We start from the raw sequence: 17,182 nt of genomic DNA on the forward strand, positions 1-17,182 counted from the left end.
TCCAAGAAATATATGCGCCAGTATGCCACTTATGTGTTGTGAAGGGCTGAGCGAAATGTGATAATATTTGACTACCGGACAAATTTCCGTACGATAATCAGAGAGCAGGGTTTGAACTAATGACAATAGACGGACAAGAACGCTACCGCTTCAGTGAAGCGCCAATATGGGAACTGCAGCGCAGGTATTATGAGCAGCTGGGACTGCAGGCTTGGGCGAATGACCAGGTCCCGCAGTACATTACAAGCAATCCGATGATCGGAACAGCGTATGCGGAGATGATCTTCGGGTTTCTGCAGGACCGTGCAGAGAAGGGGCATACTACAGAACCGGTTATTATTCTGGAGCTTGGCGCAGGTGTCGGACGCCTGGCATTCCATGTCCTGCAGCAGCTGTGTGAGCTGATTCAGTATGCCGGAGTGCTGCTGCCCCCTTTCCGCTACGTCATGAGCGATTTGCCCTGGAAGAATATTGAGGGCTGGCAGAAGCATGAAGGGCTGAAGCCTTTTGTGGAGCAGGGGATTCTTGATTTCGCCCGCTTTGATGCGGTGCAGGATACAGAGCTGTCCCTGACGCAGAGCGGAATGGTGATTAAGCCCGGCGGACTGCAGCAGCCGCTGATGGTGATCGCCAACTACTTCTTCGATAGTATTCAGCAGGAGCTGCTCTATATTGATGAAGGCAAGATTTATGAATGTGAGGTTTCGTTAAAATATCCCGAGCAATCCGGCTCGATGAGCACGTCCGAAGTACTGCGGGATCTGGTGCCGGAATATCATTACAAGCGGGCCGAAGGCTATGAGGACCCTTCATACAAGTACCATGAAGTAATTTCATTCTATCTGGACAAGCTGGAGGATTCGCATATCCTGTTCCCGGCGGCTGCCATTTCCTGTATGGAGCGGCTCGGGGCGCTCTCCCAGGGGAGCTTCCTGCTGCTTACCGCAGACAAAGGCGACCACCGGCTGGAGAACTGGGAATTCGCCGAGCCGCCGAAGCTGATTCACCACGGCAGTATTTCACTCACGGCGAATTACCATGCGCTGGTGCATTATTTTGAACGGAAGGGCGCACAGTCCCAGTTCACGCAGCATCATTATAAGAATCTGAATGTCGGGTGCATTCTGATGCTTGAAGAGCCGATGCTCCATCCCCATACCCGTCTGGCCTACCGGCGGTTTGTAGAGCGGTTCGGACCGGATGATTTCTTCAGTCTGAAGGTGTGGATCGACAAAAATTACGATACGATCGGCATGCAGCAGATCCTGGCCTTCTGGCGGCTGGGCGGATATGATGCCGAGCTGTTCATCCAGAGTGCGGAGCGTATCTCCGCTCTGCTGCCGGATGCCAGTGATGATGAGCTGCTGGATCTGCAGCGCGGGATTGATCTGATGTGGAAAGGCTTCTATCCGATGCCGCAGAAATATGATCTGGCCCTGGACTGCGGTCTGCTGCTGTTCGAGATGGAGCAGTACGGGGAGTCCCGCCGCTTCCTGGAGCATTCACTGGCGACCAGTGACGAGGAGCCGGTAATTACTGTACTGTACTGCCTGGCTATTTGCAGCTATGAGCAGGAGGATGACGAAGCGGCGCTGGATTACACGCGCAGATCGCTTCTGATTGAGCCGGAGCATGAGGAAGCTTTGGAGCTCTTGGCGGCGCTGAGTCAGGGGTAAGGTTGTCCCGCAGACTGCTGCGCCTCCGGACACTGCTACACTTTACACGCTGCCTGTGATTTGTTATTCTGGATCAAATGATGAAACGCGATGACGAGAAGAGTACGTCTATTCATTCCCTCACAGAGAGCTCCGGGTGGTGCGAAGGAGCAGGGAAGGCTGGACCGAAACAAGCCTCTGAGCGGTGCACCGGAACCGGCTATGGCCGGGGATGGTACAACAGGAGCTCCTGTTACAGAGCTAGAGTATAAGCCCTGCCTTGCCGGCAGCGCCGTACTTGATGAGATTAATATGGCGACATATTAATAAACCTGGGGTGGTACCGCGAGAATCTCGTCCCCAAGACTACAGTCTTGGAGGTGAGGTTCTTTTTGTTGTCCCGTAAGGGCAGGTATCACCAATATACAGGAGGAGATCAGAATGACTGACGTTAATGTGAATGAGAGTGAACCGGCCGTGCCGGAGAATTATATGGATAAGCTGATCAGAGAAGACGTGGAGGGCGGAGTCTACAGCAGGGAGATCTGCACAAGGTTTCCGCCGGAGCCCAATGGTTATCTGCATATCGGCAGCGCTTTTGCCATCCACACGAATGTTGAGATTGCACGTAAGAATGGCGGCAGATTCCATCTGCGCTTCGATGATACCAACCCGCTGAAAGAGGATATGGAGTATGTAAAAGCTATTACCGAGGACATGGAATGGCTGGGCTGCAGCCCGGGAGAGCATATCTATTATGGCTCCGATTATTCGGAGGAAATCTGCCGCAGCGCAGAGGAGCTGATTCTTAAGGGGAAAGCTTATGTCTGCGACCTGACTCCGGAGGAGGTGACGTCCTACAGGGGGACATTAACCGAACCTGGTAAGGACAGTCCGTACCGGGAACGCTCGCCGGAAGAGAATTTGCGGCTGTTCAGGGAGATGCGTAATGGAGAATATCCTAACGGTGCTAAGGTGCTGCGGGCCAGAATCGACATGTCTTCGCCGAATATCAATCTGCGCGACCCGGTGCTATACCGGATCATTCATGCGGAGCATTACCGCACGGGGAAAGCCTGGTGCATCTATCCGATGTATGATTTTGCCCATCCGATTCAGGATGCCATTGAAGGGGTGACGCATTCACTGTGCTCCATCGAGTTCAAGGATCACCGGCCGCTATATGAGTGGGTGCTTAAGGAGCTGAATATTCCTGAACCCCCTAAGCAAAGGGAATTCGGCCGGGTGAATCTGACGGGAGTGGTCACGAGCAAACGTTATCTCCGGGCGCTGGTTGCCGGGAAGTATGTGGACGGCTGGGATGATCCGCGTCTGCCTACGCTCCGTGGACTGCGCAGACGCGGATTCACTCCGGAGAGCATCAAGGCTTTTGTCCGGGAGATCGGGATGGTCCGCAATACGGCAATGGTTGATTTCTCGCTGCTGGAGCACTGCGTAAGACAGGATCTTAAGGCGAAGGCACCGGCCATCATGGCCGTGCTGAATCCGCTGAAGGTCGTGCTTACCAACTATGAAGCCGGGGCTTCTGAATTCCTTACCATTGAGTACAACAGTGAGAATCCCGCGCTCGGCACAAGGGACGTTCCGTTCTCCGGCACACTCTATATCGAGCGGGAGGACTTCATGGAGGTACCCTCCAAGGGCTTCCGCAGACTGACGCTTGGCGGTGAAGTAAGGCTGAAGGGCGGGTATTTCATCCGCTGCAACGAAGTGATTAAGAGTGCGGACACTGGTGAGATTGTCGAGCTGCGCTGTACTTATGATCCGGATACGAGAAGCGGGAGCGGTTTTGACGGGCGGAAGGTTAAAGGAACCATCCATTGGGTGTCCGCCGAGCATGCGGTCAAAAGTGATGTGTACCTGTATGAGAAGCTGCTTGTAGACAATGAAGGGCCGAAGGAGGAAGGGGAGACCTGGGAAGCGTACATCAACCCGGATTCTGCCACTTTGCTTAAGGATTGTCTGCTGGAGCCGCTTGCGGATAAACCACAGCCCGGGGATAAATTTCAATTCCTGCGCCACGGCTATTTCTGCGTCGACAGCAGGTTCAGCTCAGGGCACAGGCTGGTATTCAACCGGATCGTACCGCTGAAGGACACCTGGAAAGGGAAAGCAGAAAAATAAGCTTCAACACAGTTTCTCCACAAACGGCGGCTATACTAATGGCAGCACCTTGAATCCCGGAGGGAGGAAAAGCCATGAACTGGTCCTGGTTAATCACACTGATCTGTCCGCTGATGATGATCCTTATGATGTTCGGAATGCCCGGCATGCGCGGTATGCATGGACATGGAGGCCACTCGAGGAAGCAGGCGGATGTGGAGAAGCTGCAGCAGGAGCTGAATGAGCTGAAGCTGCAGAATGAACAGATGCGTGCAGATATCCGCAGTATTACCTCTTAAGCGGTGTGGATCACACCGGAATGCCCGGCGGGCGAGAGTCAGGATGAATGTCCTGGGGCTCGCCTGTTTTTTTGTTTTGGGGTTCCCGCAAAGTGCCTGAGTAATCGTCGAAGCTACGGCCCTACTCTGTGGGGTTATTTTATATTTTAACTGCTTAAATAACTCTGTGTTGTATTGGGTAATTACATATGGACCGGAGCATCACTTTGCCGCAGGTTTGCACATAATATAATTTGGAGCAGCCGGGCGGATGCCGTAGTTCAGAATCAACCCATTGCTCGTATGAAAAATCCAATGAAAATACATTTACAATTATCAATTAGCGGATTATAATGAAAACAAATCAAATGTTGCATCAGGGAAACTTTCGTGTATATAGACAACTTTTTCCGGGCAAGAGGAGGGATAGAAATGATGGAGCAAAATACAGCAGTAGAATCATCCCCTATACTAAAAGGACATACTAATAAACACTCGGCACAATCAGTGCTGAATGGAGATGTCAAAGGACTGAAGAGACTCCTTCCTTTCCTGGGTCCGGCTTTTATCGCTTCTGTAGCGTACCTGGACCCCGGCAATTTCGCCACTAATATTACAGCAGGCTCGAAATACGGATATTTGTTATTATGGGTTATCTTTGCCTCGAATCTGATGGCTGTCCTTATACAATCCTTATCCGCCAAGCTTGGCATTGCCACCGGCAAGAATCTGCCGGAGGTCGCCCGGGAGAAATTCCCGAGAGGTGTGTCCATCTTCCTGTGGATTCAGAGTGAACTGGTCATTATCGCTACCGATCTGGCGGAATTTATCGGGGCAGCCCTTGGACTATACTTACTGTTCGGTATACCAATGCTGCCGGCTGCGCTGATTACCGCTGTTGGATCTTTCGCTATTCTGGAGCTCCAGCGGCGCGGCTACCGGACCCTGGAGGCCGGAATTGCCGGGATGGTAATGATTGTTGTTCTGGCTTTTGCATTCCAGGTCATTATGGCGAAGCCCGATGCGGGCAGTGTGGTTGCCGGAATGTTTACGCCAAGATTCGAGGGTGTGGACAGCATCCTGCTGGCTGCCGGGATTCTCGGCGCGACAGTTATGCCGCATGCGATTTATCTGCATTCCTCGCTGACCCAGAGCCGGGTCGTCGGGATCGATGAACGGGAGAAGAAACAGATTTTCCGGCTGGAATTCATCGATATTCTGATTGCGATGCTGATCGCCGGTGCCGTGAATATGGCCATGGTGGTTGTAGCTGCGGCGCTCTTTTTCAAGAATGGTCTAGTCGTTGAGGATTTGGATGTCGCCTTCGAGCAGTTCCGTAATCTGGCAGGACCGGTTACCGCCATCTCCTTCGGCCTCGGCCTCCTGATCGCAGGTCTGTCGAGCTCGTCGGTCGGTACAATGGCCGGTGATGTGGTCATGCAGGGCTTCATTAATAAAAAGATCAATCTCTACCTCCGGCGGGCGATTACAATCATCCCACCGCTGACCATCATCGCCTTCGGGATTAACGCGACAAGTGCACTGGTGATGAGCCAGGTCGTGCTCTCCTTCGGGATTGCCTTCGCCCTGATTCCGCTCGTGATCTTCACCAGCGACCGCTCGATCATGAAGGGGCTGGTGAACCACCGGATCACCACCATCCTCGGCTGGATTATCTCGGCTCTGGTAGTGTCGCTGAATTTGTTCCTGATTGTGGAGATGTTTGTGTAAGCTCTATAAGGAATTGAATATTTTACGTTAGAATGAACAGAGCAGTGATTCTCCTTGACTGGAGGGTTGCTGCTTTGTTTTATGACTTGAGCGCTTGGATGGACGCTGTGTTAACGGTGAAGCATCTTAATGCCTATTATGTTGTACGTATTACAACTTTGGCCCAGCAACATCAGGGTATTCGCAAGGATTGTTGTAAGATATACAGCAATTTTCCCGGAAAATCGCTTGTAGCAGGAGAAATGCTGCTTTTTATACAACATTTTTGGATTTTGGCCGAGTTAGGGAGGGGAATGTTGTAATATATGCAGGATTATTGGGTTAGGTCTTTAAGATTGCAGAAGCTCCCCTCTTAAACAGCGGAGCGGACGGAATGACCCGCGGAAAAGCGGAGCGGTCGCCTTTGTATCCGGATTTTCACCGCTAAGGGGAATAAATAAAATCTGGATACAAGAGCGATTGGAACAACGTTCCGTTTGCGGAGCGTGCTCACCGAGCGTCGACGTAATTTATACTGATAAGCAAAACAGGGGGGTCTCAACAGCCAATCATGGCCGCTGAAGACACCCCCTATTTATGCACTAATTCAATAAAATTATTGCTTCACAATATCCTGCACAGCCTTATCCAGCTTATCCAGCAGCTTATCACGGTCAAGCTGTCCGCCGAGATATTCCTGCATCGCAGCGCCGAAGCCCTGGGTTACGCCGTCAGGGAACATATCCCAGTTCCAGCCGAGGGCGGTAGCGGATTTCTCCTGCACGGCAACGGCAACCTGGCCGATGTCTGCCGCGTCAGCGGTGACGTTAGTTTCAGCCGGAATGAACTTGAATTCCTTGGTCAGATACTTCTGGCCGGTCTCCGAGCTTACGAGCCAGTTCAGGAAGGCTTTGGCTTCTTCCGGATGCTCGGATTTGCTGTTCACCACATAGTTGTTAGGTACGCCTACCAGGATGGTGCCTTCTTCGTCGCTGATCGGAAGCGGGAGGAGGCCCAGATTCAGGGCAGGATCGATTTTGTCGATATCGCCTTGCGTCCAGTTACCCTGCAGCATCATTGCAGCTTTGCCGGATGCGAACTCAGCAACCTGGGTAGCATAGTCGGTAGTCATCTTGTTATCCTGAGCGTTGTCGAAGATCACATCCACCAGATCCAGCCACTGCTCGAATACAGCGTTGCCTTTGATTGTCTGCGTGCCGGCTTTGACATCGTCGATGAACTGCTTCGGATCAGGCTGATGGGCCAGACCTACGTTCACAAGGTGAATTCCCATCGACCACCACTCATTCGTAGCTTCAAACGGTGTGATGCCGGCGGCTTTCAGCTTGGCGGCCGTATCTTTCAGTTGCGAGAGGGTCTTAGGCTCTTCCGTAATGCCGGCTTTGGCGAACAGATCCTTGTTGTAGATCAGTCCATAGCCTTCTACGTTCATTGGCATACCATAGAGCTTGCCGTCCACGGTTGCCGGAGTTTTGGCGGTTGGGATCAGACTCTCCGCCCAAGGCTCATTGCTCAAATCAGTGGCGCGGTCCATATAAGGTACGAGGGCAGTATAACCGCCGTTATTGAAAATTTCAGGTTCAGAGCCGGAAGCAATCTCCGCTTTGAGCAGCGCGCCGTAATCTTCACCGCCGCCATGTGTTTCCACTTCGACCTTCACACCGGTTTCTTTCTCATATTCTTCGGCGAGTGCATTCAGCTGCTCGGCAATTTCAACCTTGAACTGGAACATTTTGATCGTAACATCCTTGGCAGGTGCCTTGGTTGCTTCCGGTGCTGTGGTTTCGGTTGACGTGTCAGGAGCATTGGTTGCGTTTCCATTGCCTGCGGAATTCGTATTGCCGCTATTCCCGCAACCTGCGATAATAAGTGTGCAAACGGTTGCGATAACGAACGCGAACTTTCTTTTCATAGAATAACCTCCCTGGTCTGTGGTTCCTGCAACTAGATCGTAATGCAAATGAGAGTGGACTTACACTTAATATTTTGCCGGGAAAAGTGGATATTGTTGCAAGGGGATCTCGCGATCATCCCTTAATGGAGCCTGTGGTTACACCTTCGACAATATAACGCTGCAGGGACAGGAAGAATATGAGGATAGGCGTAATCGCCATCACGAGACCCGCAAGGGCCAGATCCCACTTCTTGGTGTACTGCCCGAAGAACTTGGTCACGGCGACCGGCAGGGTCGTCAGATCCTTATTGCCCCCGATGACGAGCACCGGCAGCAGATAGTCATTCCAGATCCACAGCGTGTTAAGGATAATGACCGTTACAATAATCGGCATGAGCAGCGGGAACACAATTTTGAAGAATACGCCATACGGATTGGAGCCGTCCACCCGCGCCGCTTCCTCCAGCTCAAAAGGCACTGTCTTAATGAATCCGTGGAACAGAAACACCGACAGCGGCATACCGAAGCCGAGATAGCAGGCCACGATTCCGTATAATTCTCCGCGAAGCTCCAGAATACTGGTCACACGGACTAATTGCAACATCAGCGACTGGAATGGAATGATCATCGCCGAGACCAGCAGCAGGAAGACGAAGGAATTGAAGCGCGTCGGCTTCCGCACAATCTGGTAGGCGGCCATCGAGCTGAACAGGACAATGAAGATTACGCTTAAGACAGTGATTTGCAGGGAACTGAAGAAGGCTTGCGGGAAGTCAATGGCATCCCAGACCTTGGAGTAATTATCCCAGTGGAACACCTGCGGCCAGGAAGCAGCGTCGATCAGGATGTCCTTCAGCCCCTTAACCGAATTGCTCAGTACCAGGTAGAAGGGGGATAGGAAAATAATGGCCAGAAGTATGGCGGCGATCTCCAGAATGAAGTTTCTGGGCCGGTATCTGCTGCTGTTCATTAGGCCGACACCTCTTTTCTTTTGGTAAGCCAGACCTGTGTGACCGTGATCAGTGAAACGGCAGCGAAGAAGAGCAGCGCTTTGGCCGTACCGAGGCCGTACCGGTTGTTGATCAGCGCTTCCGCATAAATGTTATAGGCCAGCGACTGGGTCGAGGTGCCCGGTCCGCCTTTGGTCAGCGACAGGTTGAGGTCGAACATTTTGAATGCGTTAGAGGTTGTCAGGAACAGGCAGATGGTGATCGCCGGCATAATCAGAGGTACATAGACACTCTTGAACAGCTGCGGAGCACGGGCGCCGTCAATTTTGGCCGCTTCGACCAGATCCTTAGGGATACCAGCCAGCGCCGCAATATAAATGACCATCATATACCCGGCAGTCTGCCAGACGAACACAATGACCAGACCCCAGAATCCTGTACTGGGCGTACCCAGCCAAGGCAGCTGGAAGAAGGAAATCCCGGTAAGCTCGCCGATCGTGGCGAAGCCTTTGGTGAAGATGAACTGCCAGATGTAGCCGAGCAGAATGCCGCCGATTACATTGGGCATAAAGAAGATGGTGCGGAGCAGCTTCTTCGTCTTCAGCGTCGTCATCAGAATGAAGGCAAGCAGCAGCGCCAGTACGTTGGCGGCCACTACGGAAATTACGGTGAAGCGGAGCGTAAAGAGCAGAGACTCCCAGAACTTATCGTCGTTCGTAAAAATCCGTCTCCAGTTGGCCGCGCCGGTCCAGACCGCTTTGTCCAGATCGAGCCCGTTCCAGTCGGTGGAAGAGTAGTAGAAGCCGAGGAAGAATGGGGTGACCACAATGGTCAGGAAAAAGAGCAGACAGGGGCCGAGAAATACGATTTGCTGTCCCCAGCCTCGTTGCAAGCGCAGAGCTTTTCTCATATGGAATCTCCTTTGTATAATATTTCTACGTGTTCACAGCTTCATTATAGAAAGCCCGGGCCATCGCCAACACTCAATTTGATGATGAGAAAAGTGGATTATATTGCAGCCGGGTTGCTTCCGGAGCGAGTTCTGCTGCAAGGTTATATCAGAGAAGCGGTTCTTCCGCAAAACGTTCAGGAGGTTCGCCCATGTTCAGAAACAGTATCCGGACGCGGCTGATGGCCCTAGTGCTGCTGGCGTCAGTGATTCCGTCAGGCATATCCGTTACCTTCTCCTATCTCTATACCAAACAGTCGGTTACGGAGCAGTCCGTGAAGCAGAATACGAAGCTGCTGACGCTGGGGGAAGCGAATCTAAGCAGTTATTTCAGCGGCATGAATCAGCAGGCCATGTCGCTGTACAGCGGAATTAATGTTCCGAGCTCCTTCTACACCACGCTGCTTACCGCCAAAAGCAATGAGCAGGCGCCAGAAGGTACGGTTCTGCCGGATACCCGTGCGGTGATCTCCACCCAGCTATACAATTTGTTCCTCTCGGACCGCAATACCTTCCAGATCCATCTCTACGTCAGAGCGGCCCGGCAGTCCAATCTGCTGCTGGGCGGATTGTTCCGCCGGGAAGAGAATGCGGATTATGCGGAGGCAGAGCATCCTGAAGGGACATACCGTCCGTATATTGAGGTGACACATATGGATCATCAATACGGCGTAAAGTCCGGCTTCCCCAATCTGAAGCCGGGGAGCGTTCCGGTCTTCACTGCGCATTTCCCCCTCTACCGTACGCCCAGCGACAGTGTACTGGCGGATCTGTCCATTGATTACACCCTGGAGGAGCTGGAGGGAATCGTCAAATCGATGTACAACTCGGACACGGAGCGTCTGTATGTGCTGAATGAGCAGGGGCAGGCCTTGTTCGCTTCCGATCCGGACTGGGTCGGCAAACAGGTGGAGACCGGATGGAGCCGTCTTCCCGAAGATAGTGACAGCGGGCATTTCACCTGGAAAAAGGACGGCTTCCAGGGCATTGTCATGTACAAGCATATCAAGGACCCGCTCTTCAGCGGCAGCATCATCAAGCTGGTGCCTTATGAGGATCTGTATGGTGATGCGAGGGTTATCACCCGGTTCAATATGGGGATCGGGCTGCTGTTTCTCCTGATCGGGGGAATCAGCGCGGTGCTCATCTCCATCGGCTTTACCCGGCCGATCAAGAAGCTGATCAACTTCACCCAGAAGGTGCAGATCGGCCAGCTGGATGCGCATATGGACGCCGAACGCGAGGATGAATTCGGCCTGCTGACCCGCAAAATCACCGGCATGACCCGGACCATCAATGACCTGATCGTCAAGGAATACCGCCTGGAGCTGGCGAACAAGACGAATCAGCTGAAGGCGCTGCAGGCCCAGGTCAATCCGCATTTTCTTTACAATGCCCTGCAGTCCATCGCCAGCTTATCCTTGCGCTATAATGCGCCGAAGGTGTATGATCTCATCTATTCCCTGGGCAGTATGATGCGCTACTCCATGAACACGGAACGGACGCAGGTGCCGCTGCGCGATGAAATGGAGCATGTGCAGAATTATGTGATTCTGCAGACCGAGCGGTTCGGCGAAGAGAATCTGCGCCTGGAGATTCATGCGGCGGAAGCAGCGCTGGAGACGGTCCTGCCCAAGATGATTCTCCAGCCGATCGTGGAGAATATCTTCAAGCACGGCTTCGCGGACGGAATCCGCGAAGCCGTCATCCGGATAGACTGCACGCTGGAGGGGCAGTCGCGGCTGGTTCTTGCCGTCAAGGATAACGGCAAGGGCATTAGCCCGGAACGGCTGGAGGAGATTACAGCCGGACTTAGAAGCAGCGGCCGGCCTGAGAACGAAGAAATCGGCCTGTATAATGTGCTGGCCCGCCTGCGGCTGCAGTTCGGCAGCGACGCGGAGATGCAGCTGCACAATGAAGAGGGCCAAGGGGTTACGGTTACCCTGATTATTCCGCTGGAGGGGCCAGGCGAATAATGTTTAACGCGATGAATTATGGATTATAGAGTGATGAATGAAGAAGGGTGCAGACATAACCTAAAGGAGCGGCTATACATGAAGGTGCTGATTGTAGATGATGAGAAGCATGTACGGGAGGCGATCCGTTATTTTGTTCCGTGGGACAAATATAATATCTCCGATATATATGAGGCTACCAACGGTCAGGAAGCGACCCTGATTATGCAGGAGCATCAGCCGGCGATCGTGTTCACGGATATGCGGATGCCGCTGATGGACGGAGCGGAGCTGCTGGAATGGCTGCATAAGCATTATCCGAATACGAAGACCATTGTCATCAGCGGGTATCAGGATTTCAATTACGTGAAGCCGGCGATTGTCTACGGCGGGACCGATTATCTGCTGAAGCCGCTGAACAGCAAGCAGCTGATTGCCTCGGCGGAGCATGCCTTTAAGCTGTGGATGGAGGAGGAGGCGGTGCGGAAGCAGTCGCAGCGCCAGAACATGCAGCTGAACGTACTGCGTCCGCTCTACTGGGACAAGGTGCTGTCCGATCTGGTCTACGGGCATGCCTCCTTTCAGGAGCTGAAGCTGGCGCTCTGCGAAGAGCTGGGGATGCCGATTGGAGCAGCCTCCTGCAGAGTGGCTGTCATCTCGATGCAAGGCGCAGATTGCCGTCTGCTGCAGAGATTTCATGGCGATGTGGCGCTGACGGCTTTTGTGCTGGCCAACGTCTGCAATGAAGTTATGGCACCGGACTACAGCGGTTATGCCTTCCGCAGCTGGCAGAGCGGTGGAGAGCTTGTGATTCTGCTGTGGAATGCTGTTCAACAGGCGGAGACGGTACTGAACGGAGTGAATGAATCGATCCGCCAGGCGTATGGCGTTCAGGTGGATATCGGGCTCAGCCTGCTGAACCCGTTGCCGGAGGGGCTGCAGCCTGCTTTTGCCCAGGCACGCCAAGGGCTGGAGGAACGGAATCTCCTTCAGCGTGACGGACGGATACACCTCTGCAGAGCGGCTGGGGATGAGAGTAGGCCTAAAGAAGACTACGCTCCGGATATGCAGCTGGACAAGCTTAGAATCGCGGTATTGTCGGGCGATCTGGAAAGGATGCAGCGGGTTGTGGAGGAGTGGGCGCGGGAGCTTGCCGGGTTGCCGCTGCTTACGGAGAGCAGCTTTCTCCACCAGCAGGAGGAGATCCGTGCGGTTCTGACACGCTGGCGGCCGGAGGAGGAGATCAGCCTGGAGCTTTGTTATGACTCACAGGGGCTGTTCTCGGTGGAGAACTGGGAGAGTCAGCTTAAATCTCTGCTGCAGCACCTCTCCAAAGGTATCGCTCAGGCTCCGGATAGCAGACTCGTGCTGGAAATCAGGGAATACCTGAACCAGAACTATGCACAGGAGATGACGCTGCAGCATATTGCGGAACGCTTTTTCATCAGCAGGGAGAATGTCTCCCGCAAATTCAAGCAGATCACCGGGGAGAATCTGTCGGATTATTTAACGAGTCTCAGAGTGGATAAGGCGAAGACTCTGCTGCAGAATACGAATTTGCGGCTGTCGCAGATCGCGGAGCTGGTAGGGTATGAAGACGAGAAGTATTTCAGCCGTGTCTTCAAGAAATCCACTGGAGTAACCCCGCGGGAGTACCGTAAGCAGGAAGAGGAAGATTAAGAACGGCCTAACTTCCCTTTCAACATTTTCCAGCGATAAACCGATAATAGCTATATGGGCAATTTATATAATGTTTCGGTTATCTGGGAGGGCTGGAAGGTATGGACAACTATCTGGGAAGAACGATTAAGAATGATCTGATCAATGCATACGGAGTTACAGTTATTCCTGCCAAGAGCAAATTGAATGCAGAACATCTCGAACTCATCCGCAAACAAAGAATTGATGTGCTTGATATCATTTTTGTGGATGAACAGCAGGCTCCCTCTTATCGTCAAATGGCAAATAGTGTAGTAGATAGCTCCAAGGAAATGTTTGAATCTTACAGAATATCGCGGAAAATTCCCCTGGCGGATATCAGGAAGGATGTCGTTCCGGTAATACAGGAGATCTCGCGCAATCCGGATATTTTTGCTTTGTTCAGTTCAGTCCAGGGCAGAGATGATTATACATACCAGCACAACGTTGGAGTCGGTGTACTGTCCACCCTAATCGGCAGATGGTTACATATGAGTGAAGCCGAGCTGTCCGTGCTGTCCCTGGCGGCAACCCTGCATGATATCGGCAAGCTGAAGATTCCCAATGAGATTCTGAACAAGCCCGGCAAGCTGACGGACGAAGAGTTCAACCTGGTGAAGAAACACACAATATACGGCTATGAGATGCTGAAGGAAACCACCGGGGCCAATTCGCGCATTACACTGGCGGCACTGCAGCATCATGAGAGGAACGACGGCAAGGGATATCCGCTGGGACTTAAGGATGAACAGATTGATTCCTATAGCAAAATTATAGCGGTTGCCGATATTTTTCATGCCATGTCCAGCAAACGCCCCTACCATGAGGCTATGCCTTTCCATGTGATTGTCGATCAGATGAGAAGAGGCAGCTTTGGCGCGCTGGACCCGCATATTGTTTCGGTTTTTCTGGAGAACATTGTGAAGCGGACTGTTGGCCGTGAGGTGGTCTTAACCGATGGCCGGGTCGGCGAGATCGTCTATCTGAATCCGCATGATATCGAAACACCGCTTATCCGCATTAACGATGAATATATTGACCTCAGCAAAATAAAAGAACTCAATATCCGGGAAATCACCATATAATTTCAGATGACTTCCTTTCAGTTTTTATAATAATCAGCCAGCCCCTCGGCGATAGCCTGTGCAGCCTTCCGCTGATAAGCGGCCTTGCGGACAATTGACTCGTCGTAAGGATTGCTGAGGAACCCAAGCTCTATAAGGGCTGCGGGAAGCGGATTTTCCCTTAGAATATGGTAATTGCCGAAGGAGAGGCCGTTACTCCGGAGCCCGATTCCTGCGCCAAGCCGGGTTTCAATCGCCCGGGCCAGCCGGAGATCATTCTGCTCCGAGTAGAAGAAAGTCAGCGTGCCGGAGACATTCTTCGGAGAGGAATTATAATGGATGCTGACAAAAGCATCCGCGCCGAGCTGCGTCCCGAGCTGCACCCGCCGGGAGAGCGCCGGCTTCTGGTCTCCACGGGTACGGGTCAGCTCTACCCGGGCCCCCTTGGCGGTCAGGTAATCCCGGAGATATAGAGAGGTCTGCAGGGTAAGATCCTTCTCCATCGTGTCATAGGTTGTGCCGAGCATACCCGGGTCACTGCCCCCATGACCGGGATCGACGACAATCAGCTTGCCGCGGATGCTGCCGGATTTCCTTATTACACTGGTGTTCTGGGCGTTTGAACTGGCAGTGCTTAAGTTCGGGACGCTTCCCCCGGCAAGGTACTGGGTGGATACCCAGCCGGTAGTTCCTCCGGCTGTACGGATTCTTGACCATCCGTCCTGGCGGAGCAGAATCGTAACGGCATTCCCGGACTGCAAAGAACCCACTACCTCATAACTGGTTCCCGGTCCTCCCCGGATACGCAGGGAAGAGGCGGTGACAACAGCTGTTCCGCTGGAGGTAGAGGAGGTCTTAACGGATGTGCTGGCGGATGAGGTTCCAGCGGAGGCAGCTCGGCTGGTCCGCTTCAGATAATACCCGGCGACCCATCCGGATATAGATCCGGCCCGTACTTTGAGCCAGCCATGCTGCTCCTCTGTGACAGTAACTACGGCTCCACCCGCCAGAGAGCCGGTGATGGCTGCGCTTGCAGCAGGCTCACTGCGCACATTCAGGGAGTTCGCGTATACTTTGGCTGTATAGGTATCTGCAGCATGGGCAGCAGAAGACGGCAGCGCATATGAAGTCAACAGACAGGCTGCCAGTACGGCGGTATGTAATATTCTTTTCATATAAAGCCTCTTTTCCCGGATAGATAAATTTCTATTACCCGTTTCATCGGCCGGAGAACAACGATTTATTAAAATTGAGGATAATTGTGATTCAATTATACATATAACAACGACAATTCACACTAAGATGTCTTGCTGTTTAATATACCTGGCGGCCCTATTCCTAAGGGGGAAATGTCTGTATAATTATTACATATTGGGGAAACAGATAAAGGAGTGCCGCCGTGATCAGACCTAGATTATTCATTGGATCCTCCAGAGAATCCATCCGCTACGCCAGGGCCATCCACGAGCAGCTGAAGCGGACCGCAGAAGTTCATCCTTGGTATGCAGCTGCTTTCCGGCCGAATGAATATACGATGGAGGCACTGGAGCGGAATCTGGATATCAGTGACTTTGCCGTATTCGTGTTCTCGCCTGATGATGTAGCCCGGATCAGGGGTAAATATTATTATGTAACCCGGGATAATACCCAGTTTGAAATGGGTTTGTTCTGGTCCAGATTACGGCGCGGCCGGGTCTTCTGCCTGCTGCCGGATCAGGTACCCTCCCGCAGCGATCTGATTCCGGGGGAGAATGTGGAAGAGTACCACTTGCTGTCTGATCTGTCCGGGCTGACGCCGCTGGAATACGAGTGGCAGCATGAGAATGCTACAGCTGCGGTGGATGTCAGCTGCGGCAAAATCATCGACAGCATTCAGGGACAGGGCATGTACCATGATCCGGCTGTTGAGCTGCAGCAGCTTAGAGCAGAGCTTAGGCGAAAAGAAAGTATCCTTCACTTCTTTTGGCAATATAATAATAATGTGACGCCTCCCCAGCCGGGTGAGAACTATCAGGCGCTCAGCGAAGCCGTCCGTAATTCATTCATACCTCCGGAGGATTGCCGGGTGATCGGAGCCGCCATGTGGCGGGCCGAAGAGGGGGAAGGCCTGAAACAGGTGGGCGGCAATGTAGGCCGCGGGCATGTCTATCCGTTCTCGACCTCTGAAGACGGAGGCGGAAAACCGGGTGTGCTGGATGCTTTTTTGGCTAAGGAATGGACTTTCTTACAGCGTACGGAAGTTGCGGAGGTATATATCCTATGCTATCCTTTAGGGGAGAACCACGTGATTTCTGTACATTTCTCCGGAAGCGGGGGATTATCGGCAGAGGATCTTACAGCAGTGGTTGCCTATAACCGTGATTTGTTCCGTACCGTCAATCATCTAGTGGAAGGGGACTGACAGGATGAAGAATATGAAGAATGCAGTTAGTGTTTCTAGTAGCGTCCGCCGGTCTGAAGGCGGTAACGGTAACAGTGCGGGAGGCAAAGGCCGTTCCAGACGCAAGTCCGGCACCAAGCTCTCTCCATCCGCGCTTAATGTATATTTAGCGCCTTCTCTGGAGGGCGGAGACGACGAGTACAAGAAGCTGGTCAGCGGTAAAGTGGATAATAACAAGCCATCATTTGCATAACGCATACTGGATACAGTATAACGAATACTGAATATTGAATACTGAATACTGAATACTGAATACTGAATACTGAATACTGAATACTGCTTACATCGAGCATTGAGCAGGTCTCCGGCATGGCCGGGGGCCTTTTTTGTTCTTTAATTGTTCTTTAAGGGATTATGAGATTCGTCTATGTAGATAAGGAGCGTAATGTATGGATAAGTTTCCTTGGAGTTCGGGGCAGAAACGTCTGCCGGACGCAATAGTTC

14 protein-coding genes and 1 other annotated feature are annotated in these 17,182 nt (G+C 52.5%); of the genes, 10 read left to right on the top strand and 4 right to left on the bottom strand.

Translation table 11 applies throughout. The annotated features are described in order from the left end of the window. The first annotated feature begins 119 nt into the window (after nucleotides 1-119). The 5 genes from NSU14_RS00405 to NSU14_RS00425 all read left to right on the top strand — a co-directional run bounded on the left by NSU14_RS00405 (nucleotide 120) and on the right by NSU14_RS00425 (nucleotide 6,090). Nucleotides 120-1,676 (top strand): hypothetical protein, encoded by a 1,557-nt coding sequence (locus NSU14_RS00405; protein WP_076247087.1) that lies wholly within the window; start codon nucleotides 120-122, stop codon nucleotides 1,674-1,676. 81 nt (nucleotides 1,677-1,757) lie between these two features. Continuing rightward, nucleotides 1,758-2,020 (top strand) — a binding site (T-box leader). A 76-nt stretch (nucleotides 2,021-2,096) separates the two neighbouring features. Continuing rightward, nucleotides 2,097-3,800 (top strand): glutamine--tRNA ligase/YqeY domain fusion protein, encoded by a 1,704-nt coding sequence (locus NSU14_RS00410; RefSeq protein ID WP_340942043.1) that lies wholly within the window; start codon nucleotides 2,097-2,099, stop codon nucleotides 3,798-3,800. Between the two features lie 74 nt (nucleotides 3,801-3,874). Further along, entirely contained in the window at nucleotides 3,875-4,078 is a 204-nt protein-coding gene (locus NSU14_RS00415; protein WP_340942046.1) for a hypothetical protein, read from the top strand. Between the two features lie 414 nt (nucleotides 4,079-4,492). Continuing rightward, on the top strand, nucleotides 4,493-5,788 hold the full coding sequence (locus NSU14_RS00420) for an Nramp family divalent metal transporter (protein WP_042141703.1): 1,296 nt from the start codon (nucleotides 4,493-4,495) through the stop codon (nucleotides 5,786-5,788). 32 nt (nucleotides 5,789-5,820) lie between these two features. After that, nucleotides 5,821-6,090, top strand: coding sequence for a hypothetical protein (locus tag NSU14_RS00425; protein ID WP_340942048.1), 270 nt, complete (start codon nucleotides 5,821-5,823; stop codon nucleotides 6,088-6,090). A 293-nt stretch (nucleotides 6,091-6,383) separates the two neighbouring features. On the opposite strand, the gene NSU14_RS00430 is transcribed toward NSU14_RS00425, so the two are convergent. From NSU14_RS00430 to NSU14_RS00440, 3 genes are all read right to left on the bottom strand, one after another. After that, on the bottom strand, nucleotides 6,384-7,700 hold the full coding sequence (locus NSU14_RS00430) for an ABC transporter substrate-binding protein (protein WP_340942050.1): 1,317 nt from the start codon (nucleotides 7,698-7,700) through the stop codon (nucleotides 6,384-6,386). A gap of 115 nt (nucleotides 7,701-7,815) precedes the next feature. After that, a complete protein-coding gene (locus tag NSU14_RS00435) occupies nucleotides 7,816-8,652 on the bottom strand; it encodes a carbohydrate ABC transporter permease (RefSeq protein WP_039300683.1) in 837 nt (278 codons plus the stop codon). Then, a complete protein-coding gene (locus NSU14_RS00440; protein WP_039300685.1) occupies nucleotides 8,652-9,542 on the bottom strand; it encodes a carbohydrate ABC transporter permease in 891 nt (296 codons plus the stop codon). The genes NSU14_RS00435 and NSU14_RS00440 overlap by 1 nt, the downstream gene beginning before the upstream one ends. 191 nt (nucleotides 9,543-9,733) lie before the next feature. Between NSU14_RS00440 and NSU14_RS00445 the strand changes: the two genes are divergently transcribed. The 3 genes from NSU14_RS00445 (at nucleotide 9,734) to NSU14_RS00455 (ending at nucleotide 14,319) form a co-directional block, all read left to right on the top strand. Continuing rightward, nucleotides 9,734-11,557: a sensor histidine kinase gene (locus NSU14_RS00445; protein ID WP_340942052.1), complete on the top strand. Its 1,824-nt coding sequence runs from the start codon at nucleotides 9,734-9,736 to the stop codon at nucleotides 11,555-11,557. Between the two features lie 78 nt (nucleotides 11,558-11,635). Beyond that, nucleotides 11,636-13,216: a response regulator gene (locus tag NSU14_RS00450; protein WP_340942055.1), complete on the top strand. Its 1,581-nt coding sequence runs from the start codon at nucleotides 11,636-11,638 to the stop codon at nucleotides 13,214-13,216. Nucleotides 13,217-13,317: 101 nt separating this feature from the next. Continuing rightward, nucleotides 13,318-14,319, top strand: coding sequence for an HD-GYP domain-containing protein (locus NSU14_RS00455; RefSeq protein WP_039300694.1), 1,002 nt, complete (start codon nucleotides 13,318-13,320; stop codon nucleotides 14,317-14,319). Nucleotides 14,320-14,336: 17 nt separating this feature from the next. Here the strand turns inward: NSU14_RS00455 and NSU14_RS00460 are convergent, their stop codons facing one another. Further along, on the bottom strand, nucleotides 14,337-15,473 hold the full coding sequence (locus tag NSU14_RS00460; RefSeq protein ID WP_340942057.1) for an N-acetylmuramoyl-L-alanine amidase: 1,137 nt from the start codon (nucleotides 15,471-15,473) through the stop codon (nucleotides 14,337-14,339). A 224-nt stretch (nucleotides 15,474-15,697) separates the two neighbouring features. Here NSU14_RS00460 and NSU14_RS00465 point away from each other — a divergent pair, with 224 nt between their 5' ends. Both NSU14_RS00465 and NSU14_RS00470 read left to right on the top strand, forming a co-directional pair. After that, nucleotides 15,698-16,699: a TIR domain-containing protein gene (locus NSU14_RS00465; RefSeq protein ID WP_042140073.1), complete on the top strand. Its 1,002-nt coding sequence runs from the start codon at nucleotides 15,698-15,700 to the stop codon at nucleotides 16,697-16,699. 4 nt (nucleotides 16,700-16,703) lie between these two features. After that, nucleotides 16,704-16,931: a hypothetical protein gene (locus tag NSU14_RS00470; protein WP_052422117.1), complete on the top strand. Its 228-nt coding sequence runs from the start codon at nucleotides 16,704-16,706 to the stop codon at nucleotides 16,929-16,931. Nucleotides 16,932-17,182: the final 251 nt, after the last annotated feature.

The sequence above is a fragment of the Paenibacillus sp. FSL R10-2771 genome (assembly GCF_038000205.1).
GTDB classification, from domain to species: Bacteria; Bacillota; Bacilli; order Paenibacillales; family Paenibacillaceae; genus Paenibacillus_AQ; species Paenibacillus_AQ phytohabitans.